Here is a 21,486-nt window from a genome sequence, read left to right on the forward strand (position 1 = left end):
AGATTTTTTCATTAATTATGTAGTAGTCGCACAAAGAGAGTTTATATCCGATATTTATTGGGTAGGGTGGGTAACTTGTTGCCCACCTAAAATGTCTGATTGAAATGGTGGGCAAAAATTTGCCCGCCCTACGATAGTTTGTGCAACTGCGACATAATACCGATTTTTTTGACCGCACTTTACAATTAATTGGCTAAGAATTCTGCGAGTTGCGCTTTGTTTGGCAATGCGGACATCGCACCTTTGGCCGTGGTGGCTAATGCCCCGCAAGCATTTGCTTGACGGATAATTTGCACCAATATTTCATTGTTTTTCCAATCTTTGTGTTGGGAAAGTCCGGCTAGTAAACCGCCGACAAAGGCATCTCCCGCACCGGTGGTATCTATCGGTTTTAAGGCTTTCCCTGCAACCACCTCTTTTTTACCGGAAAGATGATATAATGCGCCGTCTTTGCCGAGGGTGACGATAATCAATTTTTCAGGGTAAAGTGCGGTGATTTTCTCGAATGCTTTTTCAAGGCTATCGGTATTGGTTAAAAGTGTGAGTTCTTCTTCAGAGAATTTCAATACATCGGCAAGCGCAACGGCTTCCATCACGACGGTTTTCATTTCATCTAAACTTGTCCAAAGGGATTCACGCAAGTTCGGATCAAAGGAGAAGAAACCGCCCGCAATTTTAATACGGCGAATCGCTTCAAAAGTAGCTTCCCGCGATGGATTATTGATCAGGGCGATAGAACAGCAATGCAGCCATTCATCGGCTTGGAACGGAGGAAGATCACCTGTTTGTAAGAATTGATCCGCACTTGGATTCACCATAAAAGTAAAGCTACGCTCACCGTTATCTAAACCGACAACAACGGTTGAAGTACGATGTTGCGAATCTAAAATCAGATGTGAAGTGTCCACATTTTCGGCATTTAAGGTTTCTTGCATAAATTGACCGAGCGGATCATTTCCCACCCGTCCGATAAATCCGCTTTGGCAGCCTAAACGCGCAACCCCCACAGCAACATTGGCCGGTGCACCACCGGCACAACGTAAATAATGATTTTCACCGTCCGGAATCAGATCGACCACCGCATCACCGGTTACCCAAATTTTTTGATTCATTGTTTTTCCCTTTAAAATTTTGTTGAAAAATGACCGCACTTTTAAAAGGAGAAGTGCGGTCACAAAATCTTTAGATTTTAAACCTTGGTTTAGCCAACGCTGCATAAGGCGTAACAATCACCTTAAGCGACGTGTATTTGTCTGGTGTTTTTATTCCACTGTGACACGGGCGAACTTACGTTTACCCACTTGGTAAACATTTGTTCCTTTTGGTGCATTGGCTTTAACGTTATCTACTTTCTCACCGTTTATTTTCACGCCGCCTTGTTGTGCGGCGCGGATCGCTTCTGAAGTAGAAGGCACTAAACCCGCTTCTTTTAATAAGGTTGCTAAACCGATTTCACCGTTAAAGGTAAATTCCGGCATCTCGTCCGGCATTGCACCTTTTTGGAAACGGTTGATAAATTCTTGTTCCGCCGTATTAGCCGCTTCTTCATCGTGGAAACGGGCGATTAATTCTTTAGCGAGTAAAATTTTTACATCACGTGGATTTCTGCCGTTTTCAACTTCTGTTTTTAATTGTGCGATTTCAGTTAACGGGCGGAATGAAAGGAGATCATACCAATCCCACATTAATTCATCGGAAATCGACATGACTTTACCAAACATTTCGTTTGGCGTTTCCGTCACACCAATGTAGTTACCGAGGGATTTAGACATTTTTTTCTCGCCGTCTAAACCGACTAAAAGCGGAAGTGTGATTGCAACCTGCGGCTTTTTACCGGCAGATTTTTGTAATTCACGACCGACAAGCAAATTGAATTTTTGGTCGGTACCGCCTAATTCCACATCAGCATCTAACGCCACGGAGTCATGGCCTTGCAATAATGGGTAAATAAATTCGTGGATCGCAATAGGTTGATTGTTGGCAAAACGCTTTTTGAAATCATCGCGCTCTAACATACGTGCAACCGTATAATTGCTTGCAAGGCGAATCATTCCCTCCGTACCCAATTTACCTAACCAATCGGAATTGAAGACGATTTTGGTTTTTTGCGGATCAAGGATTTTAAAAATTTGTTCTTTGTAAGTTTCTGCATTGCGCAGTACATCTTCACGACTAAGTGGTGGGCGTGTTGTATTTTTACCTGACGGATCGCCAACCATACCGGTAAAATCACCGATCAAGAAATAAACCTCGTGACCAAGTTGTTGGAATTGGCGTAATTTATTTAACACCACCGTATGCCCCAAGTGAATATCCGGAGCCGTAGGATCTGCACCTAATTTCACTTTTAACGGGCGATTTTCTTTCAGTTTTTCGATTAAATCTGTCTCCGAAAGAATCTCATCAGTACCGCGTTTGAGTTCCGCGAGAACGGCATTAATATCAGTCATCTTTATTTCCTGCTTGTGTTTTTTTAAAGGCTTTATTATAGGGATTCTGATGAATTTGTGAATAAAAAAAACGCCTATTTGTGGGGAAATAGGCGGAAATGTTGGAGTGATTATTTGATGAGTGCTTCAAGTGAAGAAGAAACTCTATATTATTGTTTGAGTGGCTAGATGATAATAGTTCGCAATAATGATGTCAATAGATAAATGAAAATAATTCTCAAAAATATCTATTTGATATAAGGCACTGCTTCGGTTAGAGAAAGTGCGGTCGGAATACCGTCTGAAATATCAAACTTTCCCGCGTAAGCGTAGGCTTCCACGCCTTGTTCTATTGCTTCCTTTAACAGGCGATCATACTCGGGATCAATATATTCAGCGATTTTGAAACGATCAAAGCCATTATGTAAACCGGCAAACAATACGACGGCACGATGTCCTTGCTTTCTCATTGCTAATAATTCGCGCACGTGTTTTTGTCCGCGTGTGGTAACGGCATCGGGAAACATACCCAATTCACCTTTTACCAAAGTGATAGATTTCACTTCCACATAGCAATCAGGTAAATTTTTGCCTTTCAGTAAAAAGTCAATTCGACTATTTTCTTCGCCGTATTTCACCTCCGGATAAATTTCATCATACATTGCCAGTTCTTTGATTCGTTTGTTTTCTAAGGCTTCAAACACAAGTTGGTTAGAACGGTGAGTGTTAATACAGCAGAGCTGTCCGTTTGTTAGTTGGGTGAGCTCCCAAGAATGCGGATATTTACGGGTTTGGCTGTCGGAATGGGAATACCACACCGTATCGCCTTTTTCACCACAGCCTGTCATTGCCCCGGTGTTGGCACAGTGAATTGTCATCACTTCGCCATTGGCAAGTTCAATATCGGCAAGAAAACGTTTGTAACGGCGAATCAATTTCGCAGATTGTAGAGCAGGGAGTTGCATAAAATTCCTTATAAAAAGTGCGGTGGTTTTTTCACCTGTTTTAGTAAGAGGCGTGTTGAATCGACATACTGCCTCGCATTTGTTTGCGATAGTTCATCGGTGATGAACCGGTATATTTTTGGAAATTTTCATAAAACCGGCTGAGGGAATTAAAACCTGCCGTAAGCGAAATATCCAACATTGTTTTATCGGTATCGCTTAACAAGGCTTTAGCGTGATTAACACGCATCATTGTAATGTACTGTTTAATCGTTAATTGCATTGCGCTTTGGAAAAGCCCCATCGCGTAATTTGCATTTAAACCGACCGCACTTGCGACCTCTGAAACCGTAAGGGCTTGATTGAAATGGCTGCCGATGTAGTTAAGCATTTCAATTACGTAATGCTGTGTATGACGAGAGAATTTTCCGCCTAAATTGGGTTCGTAGTGGGTTTTTAATAATACTTCCCAACCATCGAGTTCTAACCGTTTTAGCAGTAATTGCACTTCGTTATAAACCAATTGGTTGCGATTGTTATCGTTTTTTGCCAGTTCATTTTCCCAGCGGGTAATTTCAAAGGTACTGGCAAGTGCGGTATTTTTAGATTGAATCACGATACCATGCGTAATATGGGTAACAAGATTATCCGGTAATTGCCAAGAAAGAAATTGGTGAACGGGAATATCAATCACCGCCATCTCGGTGCAATTTCTACGATTGACCAAGCTATGGGGAATCGAAGCCCAAAAGGCGGCAATATGATTTTCTTTAATGGTAATGAACGAACCATTATAAAAATATTCCACATCACCGTTAAAAGGAATGTTGATCTCAATATGTCCATGCCAGTGGTGAGCCGGCATATTCACGGGCGGTTGCCAAAGTTTTACACGTAATGGTTGCTTTTCTAAAGGCAAAGATAAAGGGCTGGTCGTTTTACTACCGAGAGAATCTTCCGAATCAAAATAACCGAGCGCAAGATCTTCAGGTTTCATAATGCGTACCTATCAAATGTTTCAGGGAGAAAAGTGCGGTCAGATTATACTGAATTTTTTGATTAATTCCTATTTTCCTAGAATTTTTTCCTGAAAACTTATTTTTTACGATCGCTATAACAAAAAATGAGTTTTCAGGAATTCTGCGTGAGAAAACGATATAGGAAAAAGAAAGCGTTTTTGTGATGATAACTCCCAACTTATCGCTTATAACTGAGAGGAGTCGCTTATGAGTTTATCAATGAAAACTAAGATCAGCTTCGGCTTGGGTGCTTATGGTAAAGATTTTGCCATTGGTATTGTATATATGTATCTGATGTACTATTACACAGATGTGTTGAGGATATCCGGCGCGATTGTCGGGACAATTTTTATGGTGGCACGTGTGTGGGATGCATTAAATGATCCCATTATGGGCTGGATTGTAAATAATACGCGATCACGTTGGGGAAAGTTTAAACCTTGGATCTTGATCGGCACGATTCTTAATTCTATTTCACTTTTCTCACTTTTTTGCGCCGATTATTTTTCTGGAACCGCACTGATTGTTTATATTGCCGTCACTTATATTCTTTGGGGGATGACTTATACCCTAATGGATATTCCGTTTTGGTCTCTTACCCCAACTTTGACACTTGATCAACGTGAACGTGAAGAACTCGTGCCTTATCCCCGTTTTTTCGCAAGCCTGGCCGGTTTTGTTACTGCCGGTGTATGTATGCCGTTTGTAGATGCGGTTGGCGGTGATGATAAAGGCTTTGGGTTCAGAATGTTTACTTTGGTGATCATCGCATTCTTCGTTATTTCGACCGTTATTACACTTGCTAATGTGAAAGAAAAATATTCTTCCGATACCATTCAAACGGGTGAACCACAGAAAAAAGTGCCGCTTAAAACCTTGGTATCGCTTATTCCGCGTAATGACCAGCTTTCTAGTTTGCTTATTATGGCGCTTTGCTACAACATTGCCGGTAATATTATTTCGGGCTTCGCCATTTATTATTTCACTTATGTGGTTGGAGACAAAGAAATGTTCCCTTACTACATGTCTTATGCCGGCATCGCAAACCTTGCGATCATCATTTTGTTTGCACGTTTGGCAAAAATGTTCTCACGCCGTGCCTTATGGATCACGATTTCTGTAAGTTCTATTATCAGTTGTGCGATTTTGGCTTATACCGGTCTTGCCGAGCATCATAGTATTTTCCTTATTATCCTTGCGGGTATCTTTATGCAAATCGGTAGCGCGTTGTTTTGGACATTACAGGTGATTATGGTGGCGGATACGGTAGATTATGGCGAATACAAACTTGGTATTCGTTCAGAAAGTATTGCATATGCGGTGCAAACGATGGTGGTGAAAGCCGGCTCTGCAGTGTCCGCTTTCTTAATCGGTGTCTTATTAACTGCTATTGATTATGTGCCTAACGTACCGCAAAGCGAAACAACTTTGTTTTATATGAAAGTGATTATGATCGGTTTGCCGATTTTCTTTTATGTTATCAAATTGTTCGTGTACTTCCGTTATTACAAACTGCATGGTGATTTACTGGCAAAAGTGAATATCACCTTATTAGATAAATATCGCAAAATTGAAAACAAATATTAAGAGGAGGATGCTATGACTTCACAATTAGTTCGCTTACAAAGCAAAAATACGGATTTAATTTTACGTACAGAACCGGCTGAGATCCTCTACTTTGGAAAACGTCTTGAATTAAATGATATTACCGAAATGGACGTATTGACGATTGATCGAGGTGTGGCAAACGGAAGCTTGGATATTGATGTTCCGATTACCTTAGCAGCTGAAAATGGTCGCGGTTATTTTGGTGTCGCCGGTGTGGAAGGGCATCGTAACGGCTATGATTGGGCGCCGGTATTCGTTACCAAAAACATCACCAAAACCGACCGCTCTTTAACATTGGAAATGGAAGATAGCATTGCGAAATTAGGTTTTAAAGCCGAAATTGAAACCGATGAAAACGGAGTGTTTAAATTCCGCAATACTTTAACGAATTTAGGGGAAGGAATATTTACCGTAAACCGTTTAGCTGTAACGCTGCCCGTGCCGGAGTATGCAGATGAAATCTTGAGTTTTTACGGTCGCTGGTGCCGTGAATTACATGAAAATCGTGTATCGCTTAAACACGGTGCGTTTACGCAAGAAAACCGTCATGGACGAACTTCTCACGAATACGCGCCTAATTTGATTATCGGGACGCCGCATTTTAGCCAACAACAAGGGAAAGTATGGGGCTTTCATCTCGCCTGGTCGGGGAATCACCGAATCCGTGCCGATGTGCTGATTGACGGGCGTCGTTTTGCGCAATTAGAAAATCTTTATTTGCCGGGGGAAATTCAACTTAAACAAGGTGAAAGTCATCACACCCCTTGGGTATATGCGGTATATTCGGAAGAAGGGCTGAACGGTATGTCCTGCCAATTTCATGATCACGTGCGTGAACATATTCTTCATTTCGCCCATAAGGAACGTCCGGTGCATTTAAATATTTGGGAAGGGGTAACATTCCATCATCAGCCGTCTCACATTATTGCTATGGCGGAAAAAGCGGCGGAAATGGGAGTGGAGCGTTTCATCATTGATGATGGTTGGTTCATTGGCCGTAATGATGATTTCGGCGGACTGGGCGATTGGTATCTAGATGAAGAAAAATACCCGAATGGCTTGGATGAAGTGATTAGTGCGGTAAAAAAATTCGGTATGCAATTTGGTATTTGGGTGGAATTGGAAATGATCAACAAGCCGACCAAATTATACCAAGCGCATCCGGATTGGTTGTTACAATTAGAGGGCTACAATCAGCCGGAAGAACGTCATCAATATGTGTTGGATCTTACCAAACAGGAAGTATTTGATTATTTGCTTGAACGCATGGATTGGTTGTTAGGCAACCATAATATCGATTACATAAAATGGGATCACAACCGCCGCCTTGTTCAGCCCGGAAGTAACGGACGTGCTGCGGTGGTGGCGCAAACGAAAGCGGCTTATCGTCTGTTTGATACCTTGCAAAAACGTTATCCGAATGTGGAAATCGAAAGTTGTTCATCAGGAGGGGCGCGCGTGGATTATGAAATTCTGAAGCGTTCACAACGCTTTTGGGCATCCGATAATATCGATGCTTTTACGCGTCAACAAATTCACCGAGGAATGAGTTATTTTTATCCGCCGGAAGTTATAGGGGCACATATCGGCGGTTCACCTTGCCAAACTACCTATCGTCGTTTTTCCATTGATTATCGTGGTTTAACTGCTTTGTTCGGTCACATGGGGGTAGAACTTGATCCCGTGAAAGAAAGTGCGGAAGAACGGGCGGGTTTTGCAAAATACATTGCATTGTACAAACAGCTTCGCCCGTTATTACACCATGGCGATGTTTTTCGTTTAGATTATCATGAACCCAATACCATTTTGCATGGTGTCGTAGCAAAAGATAAATCGCAAGCGGTGGTGCTTATCAGCCAATCCGATATGCCGGATTACAAACAAATGGGCAAACTTTGCCTGCCTTATTTGGAAACCGATGCCGTTTATCAAGTGAAGGTGCTTGCCATTCCCGATTATATCCGAGAGGGCAAGGCGGGGCATTTAATGAAAGTTTTTCCGCAATGGCTTCGTGGTTGCTTCGATGAAAAAATAGTAACGATTCGTGGTGAGTGGCTAGCTAATGTCGGTTTAACCATTCCCGTATTGGATCCGCAAAGTGCGATGTTGTTGGCATTTAACAAATTATAGATAGCTAAAAGTGCGGTTAAATTTGACCGCACTTTTTTCTCGTCCTTATTTTGTAAAATTTTCTCCGATTTATGATTTTTTGACGTTTATTAATATAAGCATTGACTGTGTAAATTCATTATAATCAGCTCCCTTTGTGGGATTTTCAATTCGTTTAAAATAGTCGAATTAGGTTTAACTCGAAGGGAATTTCTTGCCCTAATCGTGATAACAGGAAATAAATATGAAAACAACGCTACTCAAAACAATCACACCCGAACTTCATTTAATTCAATATAACGAAATTCCGGTTTTACATCTAAAACACGCTGTGGGTACAGCAAAAATTGCCTTGCAAGGGGCGCAATTATTAAGTTGGCAACCTAAAGGCGCAGAACAAGATGTATTATGGCTCAGTGAAATCGAGCCTTTTCAAAAAGGGACGGCAATTCGCGGCGGAATCCCGATTTGCTATCCTTGGTTTGGCAGCGTCAAACAGCCGGCACACGGCACGGCTCGAATCCGTTTGTGGCAGTTAAGTCACTATGATATTTCAGCAGAAAAAGTGCGGTTAGAATTTGAATTGTTTTCAGATTTAAATATCATTGAGGCAAAACTTGTGATGATATTTACCGAGCAATGCGGTATTACTTTTACCCATTATGGTGAACAACCGGCGCAGGTTGCGTTGCATAGTTACTTTAATGTCGGAGATATTGCACAGGTAGAAATTGCAAATTTACCGAAAACCTGTTTTAACAGTTTGAATCAAAAGCAGGAGAGTGTGCCGTCCCCACGCCGTATTACGGAAAACGTGGATTGTATTTATACGGCAGATAACATGCAGAATCAGATTATTGATGATGCCTTTCATCGTACCATAGAGTTACATCATCACAATGCCACTCAACTTGTGCTTTGGAACCCTTGGCATAAAGCCACAAGTGCGATGAGCGAGAAAGGCTATTTAAATATGATTTGCCTAGAAACGGCAAGGATTCATCATTTGTTGGAATTTGGTGAAAGTTTAAGCGTAGAAATTCGTGTAAATGGTTAAATCTTGTTGCATAAAATCAGAGGATACTATAAAATTCGCGCGTTTTTGCTCAATTTAATGGGCTATAAAATTTGGAATCTTTTGCTTGTTGTAAAAGATTTTTACTGAAATCAATAGAAGGAATACGATTATTAAAACCGTAAAAAAAGCGCCGGCAGTAAATCGCCCGAATCGCATTAATGATGAAATTCGTGTAAAAGAAGTTCGTTTAATTGACCAAGATGGTGAACAAGCAGGGATTGTTTCCATTCAGCAAGCCTTAGATATGGCTGAGCAGGCAGCCCTTGATCTTGTTGAAATTAGTCCGAATGCAGAACCGCCGGTTTGCCGTATTATGAACTACGGTAAATTCCTTTATGAAAAAAGTAAAAATGCTAAAGAGCAGAAGAAAAAGCAAAAAGTCGTACAAGTGAAGGAAATTAAATTCCGACCGGGTACTGATGAGGGTGACTATCAAGTTAAATTACGTAGCCTTGTTCGTTTCTTGGAAGATGGCGACAAGGCGAAAATTACCGTACGTTTCCGTGGGCGTGAAATGGCGCACCAAAACATTGGTTTAGATGTGTTGGAGCGTGTAAAAAACGATTTAGCCGAGATTTCGGTTGTTGAATCCGCACCGGGAAAATTAGAAGGTCGCCAAGCGGTAATGGTGTTAGCACCTAAGAAAAAATAAGAATTTTTATTGAAGTTTCTGCTTCAATAAAATCTTTTCATTCGGCTTGATTCGAATGAAAAGACAACTGCAAGTTGGGCACACTACGCAGCCTAACTGCTTTTGAGGGCAATTCGGTTTGCCTTATGTTGGAAATGATCGGTGCTTTCAAGTAACTTTTTAAGTTCGCCTGATTATGTTGTTTTAATGAAAAATGCGGAGTTATTTTAACAATGCCTAAAATCAAAACAGTACGCGGCGCAGCTAAGCGTTTCAAAAAGACCGCTTCCGGTGGTTTCAAGCGTAAACAATCTCACTTACGTCATATTTTGACTAAAAAAACAACTAAACGTAAACGTCATTTACGTCATAAATCAATGGTTGCGAAAGCAGACCAAGTTTTAGTAGTAGCTTGCTTACCATACGCATAAGCCGTTATTTAAGCAAAACGTACGATTAGTTCATTTTAGTAAAATATTACAATAGGAGATTAAATAATGGCTCGTGTAAAACGTGGTGTTATTGCAAGAGCACGCCATAAGAAAGTTCTTAAGGCGGCTAAAGGTTATTATGGTGCACGTTCACGCGTGTATCGCGTTGCTTTCCAAGCGGTGATTAAAGCCGGTCAATACGCATATCGTGACCGTCGTCAACGTAAACGTCAATTCCGTCAATTATGGATTGCACGTATCAACGCGGCAGCTCGTCAAAACGGTTTATCTTACAGCAAATTCATCAACGGCTTGAAAAAAGCGTCAGTAGAAATTGATCGTAAGATCCTTGCCGATATTGCGGTATTCGACAAAGTCGCTTTCGCTGCATTAGTTGAAAAAGCAAAATCTGCACTTTAATTTTTTTAAAGTTTAGAAAATGAGGACGCTAAAAAGCGTCCTTTTTTCTTATAATGATTTTCTCGTTATTATGTCGCACTTGCACAAATCTTGTATGGTGCGTTAGGTGAAGATGAAATGGTGCGTTACGCAAAGCCAGCACAACCTACCCCGATAAATATTGAATATAAAATTCTCTTTGTGCAACTGATACACATAATACAGGATTTTCTCCCTTCGCTTTCTTTCTTTAACCGTTATAAAATAGTGCGGTTGTTTTCAGTTGAATTTTTACGAGGTTATTGTGGCATTAATTAGCTTAACGAATGGTTATCTTTCTTTTAGTGATGCGCCGTTATTGGATCGCGCCGAATTACATATTGAACCCGGTGAACGGGTGTGTCTTGTGGGACGAAATGGTGCGGGAAAATCAACCTTACTTAAAATTATTGCCGGTGATGTATTGTTGGATGATGGCAAAATTCAGTATGAAAAAGATTTGGTGGTTTCCCGTCTTGAGCAGGATCCTCCACGTAATGCAGAGGGAAATGTTTTTGATTATGTCGCGGAAGGTGTCGGACATTTAACGGATTTATTGAAAGAATATCATCTAATTTCTCTCCGGTTGGAAGATAATTATAGCGATCAAATTTTAAATCAGCTTGAACAAATACAAAATAAATTAGAGTATGCGGATGGTTGGCGATTTGAAAATAAAATTAATGAAGTTTTGCTTAAACTCGGTCTAAATCCGAACACAAAATTGACCGCACTTTCCGGTGGTTGGTTGCGGAAAGCGGCATTAGCACGTGCGTTAGTATGTGAGCCGGACGTGCTGTTACTGGATGAACCGACCAACCATCTGGATGTGGAAGCCATTGAATGGTTAGAAAATTTCTTATCGGAATTTAACGGTAGTATTGTTTTTATTTCTCATGACCGTTCTTTTATTCGCAAAATGGCAACACGTATTGTTGATTTAGATCGCGGTCAATTGGTTTCTTATCCGGGGAATTATGATTTGTACCTCACCACAAAAGAAGAAAATTTACGGGTAGAAGCCCTACAAAATGAATTGTTTGATAAGCGATTGGCACAAGAAGAAATTTGGATTCGTCAAGGTATTAAAGCACGCCGTACCCGAAATGAAGGCCGTGTGCGTGCATTAAAGGCGATGCGTGAAGAACGCCGTCAACGCCGTGAACTGATGGGAACGGCGAAATTGCAGCTGGATACTTCAAGCCGTTCCGGCAAAATTATATTTGAAATGGAAAACGTAAGTTATGAAGTTGCCGGCAAACAGTTATTAAAAGATTTTAGTACCACGATTTTACGTGGCGATAAAATTGCGTTAGTGGGCGCAAATGGTTGTGGTAAAACCACTTTCATTAAATTGTTACTCGGTGAAATTCAACCTACAAAAGGAAAAATTCGTTGCGGTACAAAATTGGAAATCGCTTATTTTGACCAATATCGGGCGGATCTTGATCCTGAAAAAACAGTGATGGATAACGTTGCCGATGGCAAACAAGATATTGAAGTGAATGGTGTGAAGCGTCATGTTTTGGGTTATTTACAAGATTTCTTATTTCCGCCTAAACGTGCGATGACACCGGTTAAGGCGTTATCCGGTGGTGAACGTAACCGTTTGTTACTGGCAAAATTATTATTGAAACCGAATAATCTGCTGATTCTTGATGAACCGACTAACGATTTAGACGTGGAAACACTCGAATTATTAGAGGAGATTCTGACGGATTATCAAGGCACATTGCTCATTGTGAGCCACGATCGTCAATTTATTGATAACACGGCAACCGAATGCTATATGTTTGAGGGAATCGGCGTATTAAATAAATATGTGGGCGGTTTCTTTGATGCAAAACAGCAGCAGATGAATTATCTAGCATTAAAAGCGGAGCAAGTGCAGAGTAAAAAAGTTGAAGCTAAGCAGGAAAGTGCGGTTAAAAATGAGCGGGTTTCTAAGCCGAAATCGCTAAAACTCTCTTATAATGAACAACGTGAGTTGGAGCAACTTCCGCAATTATTAGAAGAATTAGAGGAAAAATTGACCGCACTTCAAACGGAGGTCGGTGAACCTACATTCTTTCAACAACCTCATCACGTAACGGAGGCGAAATTAAAAGAACTCGCCGACACGGAAGCAGAGCTGGAAACTGCATTTTTGCGTTGGGAAGAATTGGAAGAAAAGAAAAATCAGGCGGAGATGAAGTCGCGTTAGAGAAGTAAATTAAAAAGAAAACCGATCATCAGATCGGTTTTTTTCTTGGTTAGAATAAGTTACTGATAAAAATCACCAAAATAATCACGGGTACTACAAATTTTACATAGTTAAACCAAATTTTTGTAAAAGTAGAATTTGGGGTTGGAGAAAGTTCTTTTTTGGCTTCATCTTTTAAGACGAAACCTACGAAGATTGCGCAACCAAGTGCGGTCAGCATAAAGAGAATATTGCCGCTGACAAAATCGAAAGCATCAAAAATACTCTTTCCAAAAAACGTCACGTCTTTCCAAAGGCTATCCCCTAAGATAGAAGGTAAATTACCAAATAAGAAAATCCCCCCTAAAGTTAGAGTAATGGCTTTGCCACGGCGCATTCTGAGTTTTTCCTGTAATGCGGTAATAATCACTTCATAAATAGTAAGTGAAGTAGTTAGGGCGGCGATGAGTAATAAGCCGAAGAAGACAATCGCAAAAAATTTACCTGCCCATAGGTGTGAAAATACTATCGGTAAACTTTGGAAAACAAGTGTCGGACCTGCATTGGGTTCAATACCGAAAGTGAATAGGGAAGGGAAGATCATAAAACCGCACAATACGGCAATAATCGTATTTGTGAAACCCGTGATAACGGCGGTATGAATCAGATTTTCTTCTTTGTTTAAATAGCTGGACAGGGTGATTAGCACACCGAAACCAAGGCTTAATGCGAAGAAGACCTGCCCTAATACAAAAATAAATAATTTAGGGGTGATTTTGCTGAAATCTGGTTTTAAATAGAAGCTGATACCTTCCATTGCACCCGGTAGGGTGATATTGCGGATCACCATACCGATAAGGAAAATAAAAAGTAGAGGCATTAAGTATTTTACCGAACGCTCAATTCCACCAATAATACCTTTGGCTAAAATAATGTAATTGACGACAACAAATAGCAAGGTATAAGCGGCGATTTCCCAAGGGCTGTTGCCGATATGTAGCTCATAGAAATCTTTGGCTACTTCTTTTGTGATAGGGACAGAAATATCTAATGAACCGCTGATAAGGTTAACGATATAGGAAATTACCCATCCGCCAAGCACCATATAATACGCCATAATGCCGAATGCGCCGAGTAAGCCCATATAACCCAGAGTTTTCCAATACTTGGAAATCCCTTTATCCTGTAATCGATCGCCAAAAGCATCAATAGAATTAACACGTAAGCGGCGACCAATGACATTTTCTACTAAGATCATCGGAATACCGATGACAATCATGGCAATACAAAACAGTATCACATAAGCACCGCCGCCGTTTTCCCCCACAAGGTAAGGAAATCGCCAAGTTGCCCCAAAGCCTACCGTTGCGCCGGCAACAGTCATTACATAAGTTAATCGGCTTGACCAAGTTTGACGTTGTTGATTTGTTGTCATTTTTTCCTCGTTAAAATAAAAAAGTGCGGTCACAAAATAAAAAGATTGTGAGCACAAATGAAATGTCCAAAAATTTTAATATTCGGTTTTGTCTTTATATTCGCAGAGATCTTCAATAATACAGGAGCCACAGCGCGGTTTACGTGCCACGCAGGTATAACGACCATGTAAAATGAGCCAATGATGCACATCTATTTTAAATTCATCAGGTACGACTTTAAGCAGTTTTTCTTCTACTTTAACCACATCTTTACCCGGTGCAAAATTTGTGCGATTACATACGCGGAAAATATGGGTATCAACCGCAATAGTGGGATGACCAAAGGCTGTATTTAATACGACATTTGCGGTTTTTCTTCCCACTCCCGCCAGTGCTTCCAAAGCTTCACGACTTTCAGGCACTTCACCGTTGTGTTTCTCAATGAGATCTCGGCAGGTTTTGATGATATTTTCCGCTTTGCTATTAAAAAGCCCGATTGTTCTTATATAGTTTTTTAGCCCATCTAAGCCTAAATCTAAAATAGCTTGTGGTGTGTTGGCGACAGGAAAAAGCTTTTCCGTCGCTTTATTGACCCCTTTATCGGTGGCTTGCGCCGATAAAATCACTGCGATTAATAATTCAAAGGGCGAATTATACTGTAATTCAGTGGTAGGGTGGGGATTTTGATCCCGTAAACGGGTTAATATTTCAATTCTTTTCTTTTGATTCATAATATTTTCCTCTATTTTCTTGCTTTTACGAGAAAATAGTAAAGCACGCTTTTTGGCATGAATTTCCTTCATGGAAAATTTGCTGTATTCGACCGCTGTAAATTTCCTAAAATCTTAAGAAACTTAGTAAGTTAAATGGCACTTTAATGGTGACTTTTTACTTTTTGTTGATGATTGTCGATTCTGTTTTTTAGGCCGAGTAACAATCCCAATCCAATAAATGCGCCCGGCGGCAGAATGAAAAGTAAGAAGCTGCTATCGGTATGGTAAATGTGGAGCGTGAGGAATTTTGCGTGTTCACCAAAAAGGTTTTCAATCCCTTCGAATAATGTGCCTTGCCCAAGGATTTCTCTCAGTGCGCCAAGTACGGTAAGGCTTAATGCCATACCGAATCCCATAGAAAAACCGTCCCAAGCGGAATGTAAGAGGTTATTTTTCGAGGCAAAGGCTTCCGCACGACCGATTACAATACAGTTTGTGACGATGAGAGGTATGAAAATACCGAGAGATTGGTACAGCGTATAAGTATAAGCATTCATTAATAATTGCACCACGGTAACGGTGGTCGCAATAATCATCACATAAATCGGGATACGGATTTCGTGTGGGATCTGTTTACGGAATAGTGAAATTACCGTGTTAGTACAGGTTAAAACCAACATTGTGGCAAGCCCTAATCCCAAGGCGTTAGTTGTCGTAGAGGAAACCGCCAGTAAAGGACAAAGCCCGAGCAGTTGTACGATTGCCGGGTTATTCTTCCAGATTCCTTGAGTGAAAATCTCTTTCAATAAAGATTTTTCTGCCTGATTTTCAAGCGCACTTTGAGGCTGAGTTTCTTCAAATGCGGTGGTTTTTTCCGTTAAATTTGCCATATTATTTTTCCTGAGCGGTGGCGAGTTGTTGTAGCAGCGGTTGATTATTTAGCATAACGAAGGCGGAACGCTTAATCTGATTTACAATTGCACGTGGTGTAATGGTCGCACCGGAGAACTGATCGAATTTACCGCCGTCTTTCTTTACCGCCCAATCAGTTAAATTCGTTTCATTAATGAAGTGATGATTGAAACTTAAAATCCAGTTGGAAATACGTAATTCGATCTTATCTCCTAACCCCGGTGTTTCATGATGTTCAATAACTCGAACACCCAATACTTCACCGTCCGGAGAAAGCCCTATTAACAGCCGAATATCGCCTGAATAGCCGTCGGGCGCGGTGGTTTCATAGGCATAAGCCGAGACTTGATTTTCTTTTTTGGCGAAATAAACTTTTTGAATTCCGTTTAGACTTTCAGCCTTCGGAATGACCGCACTTTCCACGAGATTATTATCAAAATAGTTTTGTGGTATCACTTGTAATAATAATTCTCTCTGCTGTGCTGCCATGGCTTCATCAATTTTTCCTTTGGTAAGAAAGAAAATACCGGAAGAAATTGCGGTACAGAGCAGGGCAACTAAGCCTAAAAGTGCGCCATAGCCGGAGCTGATCTTAAATGTCCCCATTATTTTTTTCCTTTTATGTGATAACCCGCTACCCGTGGGCGTGTGTAATGGTCGATAAGCGGCACGCAAATATTACTTAACAAAATAGCAAATGCAACACCGTCAGGGTAGTTTCCGTGATAACGAATAAGATAGACAAGAAGACCAACGAGCGCACCAAATACGATTTTCCCACGTGGCGTAATTGAAGCAGTAACAGGATCTGTGGCAATGAAAAATGCCCCAAACATCATTGCACCGCTTAATATCTGACTGACGACACTTAAATGCGTGCCGCCGGCAAGGGCGGTAATCGTGGCTAAACAGAAAAAAGTCACTAACATCGCTATCGGAATTTGCCAATGAATGGTTCGTTTTAAAATTAAGAAGATTCCCCCAACTAAAAAGGCAACATTCACTTGCCACCAACCTTGCGCAAAATCAGTACCATTTCCCATAAAAATCGGCATTTTTATGAGCTGGTAGAAATCATCCGATGCTTTGTGGTTTGAATAAAAGATCTTTGCGCTATCTAATGGCGTGGCTTGCGTAATTCCGTCAATGCCGTGAGTGAGTTGCGATAAGGAAAAACCATCGGTGGTTAAGCCTGAAAAAATCAGTGAAACCGAGTCGGAAAATGTCGGCGGTTCTTGCAATAAATGAATCGGCGGTATCCAACTTGTCATTTGCAGAGGAAAAGAGATAAGTAATATCACATAGCCGATCATCGCAGGATTGAACGGGTTTTGCCCTAAACCGCCATAAATATGTTTGCCAAGCAGTACCGCACAAAGCGTACCGATAATAATAATCCAATAAGGAGCGTAAGGCGGGATCGCCATTGCCAAAATTAAGGCGGTGAGTATTACGCTAAAATCGGCAAGGTAGGAAAATGGCTTTTTGCCGCGTAATTTTATTGACGTAAATTCAGCAAGCACTGCGGTAGAAACCGCCAGTGTGATTTGGATTAATACACCTAAACCAAAATAATAAATTTGCGTAAATAAAGCGGGCATCATCGCTAAGATAACCCAAAGCATAATACGTGCCGTTAATTTCCCTGAATGAGTGTGGGGGGAACTGACCATTTTAAACATCTTTTATTCCTGAGCTTTTTCAATTCTTGTTGAGTCTGTGCGACCTTTTTCGCTTTGCTTGCGTAATAGCGGTTGAATTTCCATCTTTATGTATTTGTTGCACAAAAAAGTTTCATATCCAATTTTTATTGGTAGGGCATTGACCCTTGCGTAACGCACTATTTTATTTATTGTTGCGTTACGACTTCGCCTAACGGCACCTTACAATGATTTGGGCAACTGGTACATAACACAGGAATTTTATTCTGTTTTTTCGACCGCACTTTCGGTTTTTATCTCGCTATTGTTGTTTGCTTGAGCAAGTTTTTTTGCCTTAGCCCGAGCAATGGCAGCTGCGACAGCGGCTTTTTTCGGATCAAGTGCGGTTGAATTTTCTTGCGTTTTTTCGACCGCACTTTCGATTTTTGTCTCGCTGTTGTTATTTGCTTGAGTAAGTTTTTTTGCCTTAGCCCGAGCAATGGCAGCAGCGACGGCGGCTTTTTTCGGATCAAGTGCGGTTAAATTTTCTTGTGTTTTTTCGACCGCACTTTCGATTTTTGTCTCACCGTTGTTATTTGGTTGAGCAAGTTTTTTTGCCTTAGCCCGAGCAATGGCGGCAGCGACAGCGGCTTTTTTCGGATCAAGTGCGGTTAAATTTTCTTGTGTTTTTTCGACCGCACTTTCGGTTTTCATCTCGCTGTTGTTATTTGCTTGAGCAAGCTTTTTCGCTTTAGCCCGAGCAATGGCAGCAGCGACAGCGGCTTTTTTCGGATCAAGTGCGGTTGAATTTTCTTGCGTTTTTTCGACCGCACTTTCGATTTTCATTTCGCTGTTGTTATTTGCTTGAGCAAGTTTTTTTGCTTTAGCCCGAGCAATGGCGGCAGCGACAGCGGCTTTTTTCGTGTCGGTATCGTGGTTTTCCTGCGCCGTATTATCGGTTGTTACCGTTTCTGTTTGCTGACGTGCTAGGCGACGGGCCTTACGCAATGCCATTATATCCGTATTATCAGGTTGAATTTCACCTTTTTCCGAAGTAAAGGTTTTAATTTGTGTTGTTTCGGGGGCGTTAGATTTTTTCGCTTTTAAACGTGCTAATGCCGCTTTTACAGGGTCTTCCCCTTTGGTTTTGACAAGTTCTTCTCTGCGCGCTTCAGCAGCACGTTGCGTGCGGGCTTTACGTTCTTGCTCTTCACGCCCCATACGTGCCTGTTTCGCTTCAAAACGAATTTTGGCTTCATCTGCTTTTTTCTGCTTTTCTTTCATTTGCCAAATTTTCGCCTTTTCTTGGCGGAAATATTGGATCAATGGAATGTGGCTCGGACAAACATAGGCGCAAACACCGCATTCAATACAATCTTTCAGCGCATATTCTTCCGATTTTTTGTGATCTTCACTACGGGCGAACCAATAAAGTTGCTGAGGCATAAGATTAACGGGGCAAGCGTCAGAGCAGGCAGAGCAACGAATACAGGCTTGCTCTTGCTTAGGTTCGGCATATTCAAAATGATCGGGAGCGAGTAGGCAGTTTACGATTTTAGTTACCGGTGCATTGAGATTCGGCAATTCCAATCCCATCATCGGCCCCCCGACAAAGACGGGAAAACGCTCATCAAATTGATAGCCTACGTGGGTGAGTGCGTGATAAATCGGGGTACCGAATCGTACCCAATAATTACCTTTTTCTTGAATTTTATCGCCTGTAAGCGTTATTGCACGCTCAATTAAGACTTCATCATCCATAACGGCACGTTTGATCGCAAAGACCGTTCCTACATTCTGCATAAGTACGCCGATGCCGGATGAACGTTCACCACTTGGGACTTCCATACCCGTGAGCAAGTAGATCAATTGTTTTGCCGCACCGGAGGGATATTTTGTCGGAATAATGCGTACATCAATATCATTTGCGCCTTGTAGGGCGTGCTTGATGGCTTTAATTGCTTCCGGTTTATTGTCTTCAATGGCGATAACTACTTTTTCCGGACGCAAGATATAGCGCAAAATACGTACACCTTCGATAATTTCACCACTATGTTCTTGCATAAGACGATCATCACAGGTGATGTAAGGTTCGCATTCTGCGCCGTTAATGATTAATAATTTGATTTTTTTATCTGCCGATTGGATCTTCGCTGCGGTAGGGAAGACCGCGCCTCCCAGCCCTGCCACGCCGGCTTGGTAGATTTTTTCGATGAGCTGTTCTGTCGTCAGGTGTAGAAAATCTTCAATAGGATGTCGTTCAACGCTTTGATCCAACCCATCCGCCAATAAATGAATTGTCGGTTCATCTAATCCTGAAGGGTGGGCTGCCACATAAGGCGCAATAGATTTAATGATTCCGGATGTTGGGGCGTGAATAGGCAGCATACGCAAGCCATCGCCTTGCGTTAAGGGTTGACCTTTTAACACATAATCACCGACTTTCACCAACAGATTACCCGCTTGCCCGGAATGTTGTTTCAGCGGAATGTAGAAATCCGTACTTAAAGGAATTGTTCTTAGCGGTTGGTGGCTTGATTGGGCTTTCATATCCGGTGGGTGAATACCACCTTTGAAATCCCATAATTTGCCGGAATTAAAACGAGATAAAACGTCCGTCACTTATTCCCCCACAACTAATTTTTTATCAGTATTGCTGATGTTTACCACCGGAATGACTAGCTTGGCATCAAATTTCCAATCCCAACTGTCGATATTTTTTTTCACGGGAATCATTGAAATACAATCCGTAGGGCAGGGGGCAATGCAAAGTTCGCAGCCGGTGCAGAGGTCCGGAATGATGGTGTGCATTGCTTTGTTTGTGCCGATAATGGCATCTACCGGACAGGCTTGGATACATTTAGTGCAGCCGATACACATATTTTCATCAATAAAAGCCACCATTTCGATGGGTTCTTCTCCCCCCTCCATCGCAGGGACATCCACGCCCAAAATTTCTGCAATTTTTACAACGGTCGGTTGACCGCCGGGAATACATTTCGTAATTTCATCACCATTGGCAATTGCCTCCGCATAAGGTTTGCAACCGGGATAACCGCATTGCCCGCATTGGCTTTGAGGCAATACGGCATCGATTTTTTCTACGATGGGATCTGCTTCTACTTTTAATTTTAGGGATGCAAAACCCAAAATCGCACCAAAGATTAAGGCGAGTAAGGTGATTACGACGAGTAAAACGGTCATTATTTCTTTGTTTTTCCGGAAAATTTTTGATAAAGCCCGATAAATAAAATCAGTACGGTAATTGCCATTAAAAGATAAATCATAACGTCACTAATGTTATTTAACGAGCCCCGTAAAGCCCATAAACGCAAGGGACATTAAACCTGCCGTAATTAAGGCGATAGATGAACCTCGAAAGGTGATAGGTACATCCGCCGCAATGAGGCGTTCACGTAGTGCGGCGAACAGCACCAAAACAAGCGCAAAACCGAGAGAAGCACCAAAGCCGTAAATGACGGATTCTGTGAGATTGTGCGCCAAATTTACATTGAGCAACGCTACGCCTAAAACCGCGCAGTTTGTCGTAATCAAAGGTAGAAAAATACCAAGCAAACGATAAAGTGTCGGACTGGTTTTATTGATCACCATTTCAGTAAATTGTACGACAACTGCAATAACAAGGATAAAAACAAGCGTGCGTAAAAACGTTGCATTTAAAGGCAGTAAAATATAGTGATCCACTAAGTAAGCACAAAGCGATGCAACGGTTAAGACAAACATTGTTGCCAATCCCATACCCATCGCCGTTTCAATTTTCTTCGATACGCCCATAAAAGGACAAAGCCCTAAAAATTTCACTAACACGAAATTGTTAATCAATGCTGTACCGATAACCAATAAAATATAATGTGTCATCACTCACCGCCTTTTTATAAGGGCGTTATTATCCCTATTTATGAAGGGGAGAACAATA

At 41.4% G+C, this 21,486-nt stretch carries 19 protein-coding genes; 7 read left to right on the forward strand and 12 right to left on the reverse strand.

Annotated elements, in window-relative coordinates:
- Window positions 1-185: 185 nt before the first annotated feature.
- The 4 genes from IHV77_RS11000 to melR form a co-directional block, all read right to left on the reverse strand.
- The gene (locus IHV77_RS11000) at window positions 186-1,112 is read right to left on the reverse strand and encodes an aminoimidazole riboside kinase (protein WP_194813288.1); all 927 of its coding nucleotides are present in this window, start codon (window positions 1,110-1,112) and stop codon (window positions 186-188) included.
- Between the two features lie 150 nt (window positions 1,113-1,262).
- Window positions 1,263-2,450 carry a tyrosine--tRNA ligase gene (tyrS, locus tag IHV77_RS11005; protein ID WP_194811990.1) on the reverse strand — a complete coding sequence of 396 codons (1,188 nt, stop codon included), beginning with the start codon at window positions 2,448-2,450 and terminating at the stop codon, window positions 1,263-1,265.
- Window positions 2,451-2,677: 227 nt separating this feature from the next.
- A complete protein-coding gene (gene sfsA, locus IHV77_RS11010; protein WP_194811991.1) occupies window positions 2,678-3,394 on the reverse strand; it encodes a DNA/RNA nuclease SfsA in 717 nt (238 codons plus the stop codon).
- Between the two features lie 40 nt (window positions 3,395-3,434).
- Complete coding sequence (gene melR / locus IHV77_RS11015) at window positions 3,435-4,370, reverse strand: transcriptional regulator MelR (RefSeq protein WP_194811992.1); 936 nt, start codon at window positions 4,368-4,370, stop codon at window positions 3,435-3,437.
- Window positions 4,371-4,599: 229 nt separating this feature from the next.
- Between melR and melB the strand changes: the two genes are divergently transcribed.
- The 7 genes from melB (at window position 4,600) to IHV77_RS11050 (ending at window position 12,890) form a co-directional block, all read left to right on the forward strand.
- Window positions 4,600-5,979, forward strand: coding sequence for a melibiose:sodium transporter MelB (gene melB, locus IHV77_RS11020; RefSeq protein WP_194811993.1), 1,380 nt, complete (start codon window positions 4,600-4,602; stop codon window positions 5,977-5,979).
- Between the two features lie 12 nt (window positions 5,980-5,991).
- Window positions 5,992-8,130: an alpha-galactosidase gene (locus IHV77_RS11025; RefSeq protein ID WP_194811994.1), complete on the forward strand. Its 2,139-nt coding sequence runs from the start codon at window positions 5,992-5,994 to the stop codon at window positions 8,128-8,130.
- 223 nt (window positions 8,131-8,353) lie between these two features.
- Window positions 8,354-9,166 (forward strand): D-hexose-6-phosphate mutarotase, encoded by an 813-nt coding sequence (locus tag IHV77_RS11030; RefSeq protein ID WP_194811995.1) that lies wholly within the window; start codon window positions 8,354-8,356, stop codon window positions 9,164-9,166.
- A gap of 211 nt (window positions 9,167-9,377) precedes the next feature.
- Window positions 9,378-9,839: a translation initiation factor IF-3 gene (infC, locus tag IHV77_RS11035; protein WP_456300213.1), complete on the forward strand. Its 462-nt coding sequence runs from the start codon at window positions 9,378-9,380 to the stop codon at window positions 9,837-9,839.
- 212 nt (window positions 9,840-10,051) lie between these two features.
- Complete coding sequence (rpmI, locus tag IHV77_RS11040) at window positions 10,052-10,249, forward strand: 50S ribosomal protein L35 (protein WP_005596065.1); 198 nt, start codon at window positions 10,052-10,054, stop codon at window positions 10,247-10,249.
- 66 nt (window positions 10,250-10,315) lie between these two features.
- On the forward strand, window positions 10,316-10,669 hold the full coding sequence (gene rplT, locus IHV77_RS11045; RefSeq protein WP_005596075.1) for a 50S ribosomal protein L20: 354 nt from the start codon (window positions 10,316-10,318) through the stop codon (window positions 10,667-10,669).
- 283 nt (window positions 10,670-10,952) lie between these two features.
- Window positions 10,953-12,890: an ABC transporter ATP-binding protein gene (locus IHV77_RS11050; protein WP_194811996.1), complete on the forward strand. Its 1,938-nt coding sequence runs from the start codon at window positions 10,953-10,955 to the stop codon at window positions 12,888-12,890.
- A gap of 49 nt (window positions 12,891-12,939) precedes the next feature.
- Here the strand turns inward: IHV77_RS11050 and IHV77_RS11055 are convergent, their stop codons facing one another.
- The 8 genes from IHV77_RS11055 to rsxA form a co-directional block, all read right to left on the reverse strand.
- A complete protein-coding gene (locus IHV77_RS11055; protein ID WP_194811997.1) occupies window positions 12,940-14,304 on the reverse strand; it encodes a sodium-dependent transporter in 1,365 nt (454 codons plus the stop codon).
- Between the two features lie 75 nt (window positions 14,305-14,379).
- Window positions 14,380-15,015 (reverse strand): endonuclease III, encoded by a 636-nt coding sequence (nth, locus tag IHV77_RS11060; RefSeq protein WP_194811998.1) that lies wholly within the window; start codon window positions 15,013-15,015, stop codon window positions 14,380-14,382.
- 143 nt (window positions 15,016-15,158) lie between these two features.
- On the reverse strand, window positions 15,159-15,887 hold the full coding sequence (locus IHV77_RS11065) for an electron transport complex subunit E (RefSeq protein ID WP_194811999.1): 729 nt from the start codon (window positions 15,885-15,887) through the stop codon (window positions 15,159-15,161).
- A gap of 1 nt (window position 15,888) precedes the next feature.
- Window positions 15,889-16,515 carry an electron transport complex subunit RsxG gene (rsxG, locus tag IHV77_RS11070; protein WP_194812000.1) on the reverse strand — a complete coding sequence of 209 codons (627 nt, stop codon included), beginning with the start codon at window positions 16,513-16,515 and terminating at the stop codon, window positions 15,889-15,891.
- The gene (gene rsxD, locus IHV77_RS11075) at window positions 16,515-17,591 is read right to left on the reverse strand and encodes an electron transport complex subunit RsxD (RefSeq protein WP_194812001.1); all 1,077 of its coding nucleotides are present in this window, start codon (window positions 17,589-17,591) and stop codon (window positions 16,515-16,517) included. The genes rsxG and rsxD overlap by 1 nt, the downstream gene beginning before the upstream one ends.
- Before the next feature lie 240 nt (window positions 17,592-17,831).
- Window positions 17,832-20,171, reverse strand: coding sequence for an electron transport complex subunit RsxC (rsxC, locus tag IHV77_RS11080; RefSeq protein WP_194812002.1), 2,340 nt, complete (start codon window positions 20,169-20,171; stop codon window positions 17,832-17,834).
- Window positions 20,172-20,753 carry an electron transport complex subunit RsxB gene (gene rsxB, locus IHV77_RS11085; RefSeq protein WP_194812003.1) on the reverse strand — a complete coding sequence of 194 codons (582 nt, stop codon included), beginning with the start codon at window positions 20,751-20,753 and terminating at the stop codon, window positions 20,172-20,174. It abuts the gene before it with no gap.
- A gap of 96 nt (window positions 20,754-20,849) precedes the next feature.
- Window positions 20,850-21,428: an electron transport complex subunit RsxA gene (gene rsxA / locus IHV77_RS11090; RefSeq protein WP_194812004.1), complete on the reverse strand. Its 579-nt coding sequence runs from the start codon at window positions 21,426-21,428 to the stop codon at window positions 20,850-20,852.
- Between the last annotated feature and the right edge of the window lie 58 nt (window positions 21,429-21,486).

Source organism: Rodentibacter haemolyticus (assembly GCF_015356115.1).
Taxonomy (GTDB): domain Bacteria; phylum Pseudomonadota; class Gammaproteobacteria; order Enterobacterales; family Pasteurellaceae; genus Rodentibacter; species Rodentibacter haemolyticus.